Annotated in this window: 7 protein-coding genes and 2 pseudogenes; 7 read left to right on the top strand and 2 right to left on the bottom strand. The window is 36.9% G+C overall.

Going from position 1 to position 6591, the window contains the following annotated elements:
* The 5 genes and pseudogenes from ACFIMK_RS04940 to ACFIMK_RS04920 all read left to right on the top strand — a co-directional run.
* The coding region (locus tag ACFIMK_RS04940; RefSeq protein ID WP_375682837.1) for a recombinase RecT at positions 1-559 on the top strand (559 nt) is incomplete at its 5' end.
* Between the two features lies 1 nt (position 560).
* On the top strand, positions 561-1184 hold the full coding sequence (locus ACFIMK_RS04935; protein WP_375693523.1) for a lambda exonuclease family protein: 624 nt from the start codon (positions 561-563) through the stop codon (positions 1182-1184).
* A 69-nt stretch (positions 1185-1253) separates the two neighbouring features.
* The gene (locus tag ACFIMK_RS04930; RefSeq protein ID WP_375668666.1) at positions 1254-1742 is read left to right on the top strand and encodes a DUF488 family protein; all 489 of its coding nucleotides are present in this window, start codon (positions 1254-1256) and stop codon (positions 1740-1742) included.
* Positions 1743-1883: 141 nt separating this feature from the next.
* Positions 1884-2139 (top strand): annotated as a pseudogene (locus ACFIMK_RS04925) (hypothetical protein).
* Positions 2140-2145: 6 nt separating this feature from the next.
* Entirely contained in the window at positions 2146-3189 is a 1044-nt protein-coding gene (locus tag ACFIMK_RS04920; RefSeq protein WP_375683064.1) for a tyrosine-type recombinase/integrase, read from the top strand.
* Positions 3190-3545: 356 nt separating this feature from the next.
* Here the strand turns inward: ACFIMK_RS04920 and ACFIMK_RS04915 are convergent.
* A pseudogene (locus tag ACFIMK_RS04915) lies at positions 3546-3668 on the bottom strand (hypothetical protein); the annotation flags it as partial.
* A 1148-nt stretch (positions 3669-4816) separates the two neighbouring features.
* On the bottom strand, positions 4817-5542 hold the full coding sequence (locus ACFIMK_RS04910; RefSeq protein WP_375612195.1) for a hypothetical protein: 726 nt from the start codon (positions 5540-5542) through the stop codon (positions 4817-4819).
* A 398-nt stretch (positions 5543-5940) separates the two neighbouring features.
* On the opposite strand from ACFIMK_RS04910, the gene ACFIMK_RS04905 reads away from it, so the two are divergent.
* Positions 5941-6261 carry a TrbC/VirB2 family protein gene (locus tag ACFIMK_RS04905; protein WP_375638526.1) on the top strand — a complete coding sequence of 107 codons (321 nt, stop codon included), beginning with the start codon at positions 5941-5943 and terminating at the stop codon, positions 6259-6261.
* Entirely contained in the window at positions 6262-6570 is a 309-nt protein-coding gene (locus tag ACFIMK_RS04900; RefSeq protein WP_273723684.1) for a type IV secretion system protein VirB3, read from the top strand.
* Positions 6571-6591: the final 21 nt, after the last annotated feature.

Raw genomic sequence — 6591 nt, 5'->3', positions numbered from 1 at the left:
CTTTGATGGCATGACCTTTCAAGATCAACTCAATGAAGATGGGAATATCATTGCTATCAAATGTGCTATTCGTCTCAAAGGCATTAAAGACCCTATCGAAGTCACCGAATATCGCAAAGAATGCGAACAAGGCCACAGTGACCCTTGGAAAAAATACCCCGCACGTATGTTGCGTCATAAAGCCACTATACAATGTGCTCGTTACGCTTTCGGTCTTTCCGGTATTTATGAAGAAGATGAAGCTAAACGTATCAATGAAACAAACCATAACGTACAAACGAAGTTAGTTTCTTATGATGTGCTTATGCAAATCAAACAATTAATAAACATCACTCAAACAGAAGAAGAAAAAGTGCTTGATTATGCACAAGTCGACAGGCTTGAAGATCTTCCTGATGAAGTAGCACAAAGGATTTTGGATATTTTGCAAAAGAGACAGCATGAAAAAGAACAATCTTTCCTACAACAAAAGCAAATAGAGGCGCCTATACAAGATGCCGAATATATTCACGTCCAAGATATAGAATATGCACCACAAGAACAAAGAACGGCGGTGTGAGATGGAACAAAGAACAGCAGAATGGTTCCAAGCACGCTTGGGTAAAGTCACCGCATCAAACATTTACAACATACTCAATAAAACTACAAAAGGATTGCCTACGAGCAAATATGAAGACTACAAAATCAAACTCATAACAGAGCGCTTAACAGGCGAAACAAGCCCTTATTATGAAACTGAAGATATGAGATGGGGTATCGAACATGAAGATGATGCCTTGAGAGAATATGGCTTCATTCATGATGCCAATATAACAAAGTGCGGCTTTATCCAACACCCCACAATAGAAATGGCGGGGGCTAGTCCTGATGGTCTCATTGGAGAAGACGGTTTAATCGAAGTCAAATGCCCGAGATCAGTAACACATATGCGCTTTTGTATAGGTGATGAAATCAAACCAGAATATCACGCACAAATGCAATTCCAAATGGCTTGTACAGGACGAAAATGGTGTGATTTCGTAAGTTATGATCCACGTTTTACGGGGGAATTCTTTCACTTACGCATGAAAGTCAAGCGTGTTCTCCGTGATGATCAACAACTTGAACAGATCAATCAAGCTGTTGAAACCTTTTTAGCAGAGATAGAGCGAGAGATAAAACAACTCTCAACAAAAGCTGCTTAACCTTATGGGGGTGTTTTGTTCCCCGCATATCTAAGAGCACCCCCACCCTTTCACATAAGGAAATTAAACGTGTGTAACATCGAACATATTATCATACAGCCTGCTAAAGATGAGGAATTTTGTTTTTTTACCATTGGCTATGAAGGTAGGTCCCTTGAGAATTATCTTAGTTGTCTCATAGAAAACAATATCAAAACTTTATGTGATGTTCGTAAAAATCCAATAAGTAGAAAACACGGATTTTCAAAAAGACAATTAGAGCAAGCTGTAAGCAACATTGATATTGAATATATGCATATGCCTGAACTTGGAATTGCCTCTGAAAAACGAAGAAGTTTGAAAACACAAAAAGATTATGACCGTCTTTTTAAAAATTATCGAAATACAACTCTCAAGAATAATTCTTGTGCAATAAACAAATTATATCAAATGTTTTTAAACAAAAAGCGCGTTGCAATCACCTGTTTTGAAGCCAATGTATGCATGTGTCATAGAGGACAACTCGCATTAGCTCTTACTCAATTGCCTGATTGGAAATATGAAATTAAGCACATCTAAAAAATAAACTTACAGATTTTTTACATATGGAGGTGCTTCTCTTCACAAATGCCTCCTAGCACCCCCACCCTTCTTAACACTTTCAAGTAATGCGTGATTCACGCCACACGTGAATTGCATCTCAATGTAAGGAGAAAAGATATGGCACCTCGTAAAGCTATCATAACGCAAGCAGACATTGCACGAGCTTTAAGAGAAGCAAAAAAGCAAAAATGCGAACTCATAGAAATCAAACCTACCGGTGAACTGCTTATCTATCTTAAAGCAGATATTCCAATACCAAATTCAGTTAGCCACCCAGACNGATATTCCAATACCAAATTCAGTTAGCCACCCAGACAAACTTTTAGATTTGTCAAAGAATGAATATTACGAAACCGCACTCTCTAAGATGTAAAATACCATGCCTAAACCACGTCCTCCTCATCTCGTTAAACAAATTACTCAACATGGCAAAATTGTATGGTATGTACGTATTGGTCATGGACCACGCATTAGAATACGCGGTACCTATGGAACGCAAGAGTTTGTTGATAACTACAAAAGCGCACTTGCCGAGTTACAAGGGCTTATACTTCCTAAATCAAAAACTGGTAAACTTGTTGAAGGTTCATTTGCATGGCTGCTTAAACAATACTTTAACAGCTCTAATTGGCATAGCTACTCTAATACTACAAAGAAACAAAAAGAATACATTCTTATGAAGATATGCGACTCCATAGGAAATATTCCATACCAAGCAATTGAAAAGAAACATATCATAGCCGGTGTTGAACGGCGCAAAGAAACACCAGCAATGGCTAGAAACTTTCTGAAAGCCCTTAATGGACTTTTTAATTGGGCAATTGATCAAGGTCTTTTGGAAAATAATCCAGCTTTAGGCGTCAAAAAACCTCCTCTTAAAAATAAAAGCGGCTTTCCTGTTTGGACAGAAGAAGATGTTGAGAAATATTATCAAAGATGGTCCCATGGTACCCATGAACGTGTCTGGATTGATGTTCTTTTATATACGGGCTTGCGTCGTGGTGATGCGGTACGAATTGGCTGGAAAGATGTCAAAGACAATATTATTCATCTCAAGACAGAGAAAAGTAAATTCCAAACAGATGTCTTTCTACCTATTTTACCGGAATTAGCCAAAACGCTTGAAGCTGGTCCTATTGGAGTAGAAACATTCATCTGTAGTAAAACTAATCAAAAACTCTCCAAAGAAAGCTTTGGCGATACATTTAGAGACGCTTGTAATGCTGCTGGAATTAAAAAATCGGCGCATGGATTAAGAAAATTAGCAGCAACACGCGCAGCTAACTCTGGTGCAACAGTATCACAATTGAAAGCACTCTTTGGCTGGACAAATGATGCTATGGCATCTCTTTACACAAAGAGCGCAGACCGTAAAAGGTTAGCTATAGAGGCGATAAAAAAGCTTCAAAAAGATGAGGGATAGAGGCAAAAAAACTCAATAGAATCAAGATTCACCTATTCCCCCATATTAGACATAACTATTTTATTTTACTTGCTTTTTATATACCCTTTACGAACAGCGTCGCAAAATAGGCTTGGATACCTTGAGAAATATTTCTATAAGACAATGCTATCCTGTTTTCTCATGATCATAATCCTCAATCTAACAAAGATGAAACAAACAATAGGATTGCGAATATGATTTGGGGAGCTCATTTGAAAGATGAAAAATGATAAAAAATCCGCTATAACAATTGAAGAAGCGAGCATTCGTTGAGCCGTAACTTCTTTATTTTAGAATTTTTATATCACACTTTACTGTTGAGTAATATGTATTTATTAAAATACATGACCACGGTCTAGAGCATCAAGCTTTGGCGAGAAAAACATTTCAGTATCTGCTTGTAAGACATTTTGACAATTTTTAGATTCCTTAACAAATTGTCCTGAAAGAAAACACTTCGTTCCCCATTCTTCTCTTAATTTTGCATCTTTTTTAAAATCTTCTAGGCTATAGTTTTTTCACACCCCAAGACGAATAATAGAGTCATGCATAATAAATAATTTTTTTCATTTTACTCCTCTTTAAATACCTTATCTGTTAATATTATCCCCCCAAATGAGGGTTGAATTTTCACACTGTATGAGAATACAGCCTCACTATCCACTTGCTTGCTTTCAAAGTGAACACTCTGAGTAAAGTGACGCAAGAAGAGCTCACAATAGCCATCGTATGAGTTTGTCATAAAATACAATAAGAAGGGAAAGAGCCCAAACTGAATACAAACGATGAAATCAGAAGGCGCATTAATGCTTTTGTTCAACTGATTTCAAATAGTTACATTGCAATAGGCATCGCCCCTAGCCCTATAGAAAGCCTATGAGCATTATAATACTTAAATCTCACGATCAATGGACTATGCAGCCATAACAAAAAAGTATGAGCTCTTTTTACCTATTTGTATGTTGATTATTGTTCCTCCATCGAGGCCTAAATAGAAACGTTTTGTGATATATAGAAAACAATCAGCAATGCAAATCATTTTACGAAGATTTCTTCGTGTAGAGTCTATTTGAAATCCATCCATCATTTGGAAGTCTGAATTTAAAAGCAGATAATTATGAAAGCTTTTCAAGGAATGCAACAGATTGATCACTTTTAAAGAAGTAAAAAACGTGATCCAATCCTGAAGACAAAATTCTGATGAAAAAACTTTTGCTATGAATTCTTTTAAGGCATTGTGAAAGATTTTATCCATTATATCAAACGTTACACCATTTTTGGGTCTGTTTATTTTTTACTTTTATCAACACCGCTCTAGAAATCCGTTTCTTGAGCGTTTTTTATCGCCTCACTTCTCCTTCAAACACAAATACTCAAAAATGCTTTGCCACCAACAATGACATTTTCCTGCTTTTATAAAACACATAAGTAAAAATAGAGAAGTGATTTTGAAAGCAACCCTACCTTGAAAAGGGAATTACCATCCATTTACTTCCTAAACGAAAATAATCTCACCGTTTATTCAAATTTGCTCTACGATTTGGTACAATTTTATTGATAAAGTTTTCTCTATAAAAATTTAAGTAAATATGTTCGTTAAAACCAATCATGGACTAGCAAAGGGGTTATAGGATCCATTATCTCGCCGCCATTTTAAAGGTTCAGTGAAATCACTCGACCAAAGACCAATCTTATTGCCACGTGCTTTTTCTTCCGCATGATGATACTGGGCTGGAATAGAATTTTTCCCCTCTTTTGAGAGTACCAACATACCTTCTTTAAGACCTTCCTCAGCTAAATCAACCCCTTGAACAAAACATTGCGCATAATAAACACCATTGTGCATCAAAGCCTGTTTACAGGATAAATCCTGCCCAAGTGTTTTGGTGACAAGCCAAGCCGTTGTAACCGCACCACAGGGCCATTCTTGATCATTTAATCTTGCTTTTTGACGGGGTGCACATGTGTCCACACCATAAAGATGAATATCACGGGAGATATGTGAGCGCCAAGATTGTGCAGCAGGCGTCAGTAATTTAAATGTAACCCCACTTGTAACAGAAGCCTTACCATGAAAAACAACAGCATTATTTGCAACATCATTTAATGAAACACTCTTCTGCAAATCGAGAGCTGGTTCATTTTTTTCTAATTGCTGTTTGGTGATAGATCTACCCAACTTTTTTTCTTCTCGATAGAGATCGACAATATCTTGGATATCTTGCGTCTCAAATGTTTTAAGAATGCTGAAATCCATTTTATCTTTATATTGGCTTAATCCCCACACCGTAGCCCCCATAATGTAAATAATAACAATCAATTTAAATAGCATCTCTTAACACGCTCGCTCAAAAAATTCGTTTTTTTCCTATCATGTCAGATTATTGATCAGCAATCCCCTTGTTTTTAAAGAAAAAATCCAAATATAAGTGTTGCAGATTAACTACATTTTGTAAAGAATGATATTCTTTCTTTCATTATTTTAATATTGTTATTTTTACCAATATACACAACTTAAAATTGCCATTTTCATATAACACAATCTCAATTTGAAAAGACTTCTGTCTCTTTACGAAGAAGAGCTTGAGAGTGAACAGATCCACGATCAAGGCTTTTAAAACAAACAAATGAGAAGAATTAAACTGTCATCAAATGACAACACTCTCCAGTTTGTTAGAGGCGATGGAATGTCGACATATAAACAAATATTATTTGTTAAAGAGAGGTAAAATGACAGATAATAGATTCCAAAACATCATTTTTATCGTGACCATGCTGCTTTTTACAGCATTGCTTGTATCAGATCCTTCTTATGCTGCTTCTTCTACTAATGGAGGTGGTTTCGGGAAGCTTGATGGTGTTTTAGACAACATTGTCACAATGATGACGGGTCCAACGGCAAGGCTTATTGCTATTATATGTGTTGCTGCTGTGGGGATTGGTTGGATGTACGGCTTTATTGATTTACGCAAAGCAGCTTACTGTGTTCTGGGGATTGCTATTGTTTTTGGTGCCCCCACTCTCGTCGGCAAATTAGCGGGCACAACATAAATGAACGAAGATACTCTTTTCCTTGCCTGTACGCGCCCAGCCATGTTTGCTGGTGTTACAATGGAAGCCATGGCGCTCAATGTCATGGCGACATCCATTCTTTTCATTTTGACCAGTGATTTTACCATGTTTGGTCTTGGGATTGGGATACACTTTATTTTGCGAGAAGTGACAAAGTACGATCACAACCAATTTCGCGTATTATTTGCATGGCTCAATACCCGAGGAAAACAAAAAAACCTCAACCGATGGGGAGGAGGTTCAACCTCCCCTTTACGCCTTATCCGCACTTATAAGGAACTAAGCTGAAGGAACGAAATTGGTGAAACA

Source organism: Bartonella sp. AP280QHHD, assembly GCF_042196125.1.
GTDB lineage: Bacteria > Pseudomonadota > Alphaproteobacteria > Rhizobiales > Rhizobiaceae > Bartonella.
This window is presented reverse-complemented; position numbering and strand designations above follow the sequence as displayed.

Excerpts from the sequence above, each read along its gene's own strand:
- ACFIMK_RS04935 (WP_375693523.1), top strand. The coding sequence starts at position 561 with ATGGAACAAAGAACAGCAGAATGGTTCCAAGCACGCTTGGGTAAAGTC.
- ACFIMK_RS04920 (WP_375683064.1), top strand. The coding sequence starts at position 2,146 with ATGCCTAAACCACGTCCTCCTCATCTCGTTAAACAAATTACTCAACAT.
- ACFIMK_RS04910 (WP_375612195.1), bottom strand. The coding sequence starts at position 5,542 with ATGCTATTTAAATTGATTGTTATTATTTACATTATGGGGGCTACGGTG.
- ACFIMK_RS04905 (WP_375638526.1), top strand. The coding sequence starts at position 5,941 with ATGACAGATAATAGATTCCAAAACATCATTTTTATCGTGACCATGCTG.
- ACFIMK_RS04900 (WP_273723684.1), top strand. The coding sequence starts at position 6,262 with ATGAACGAAGATACTCTTTTCCTTGCCTGTACGCGCCCAGCCATGTTT.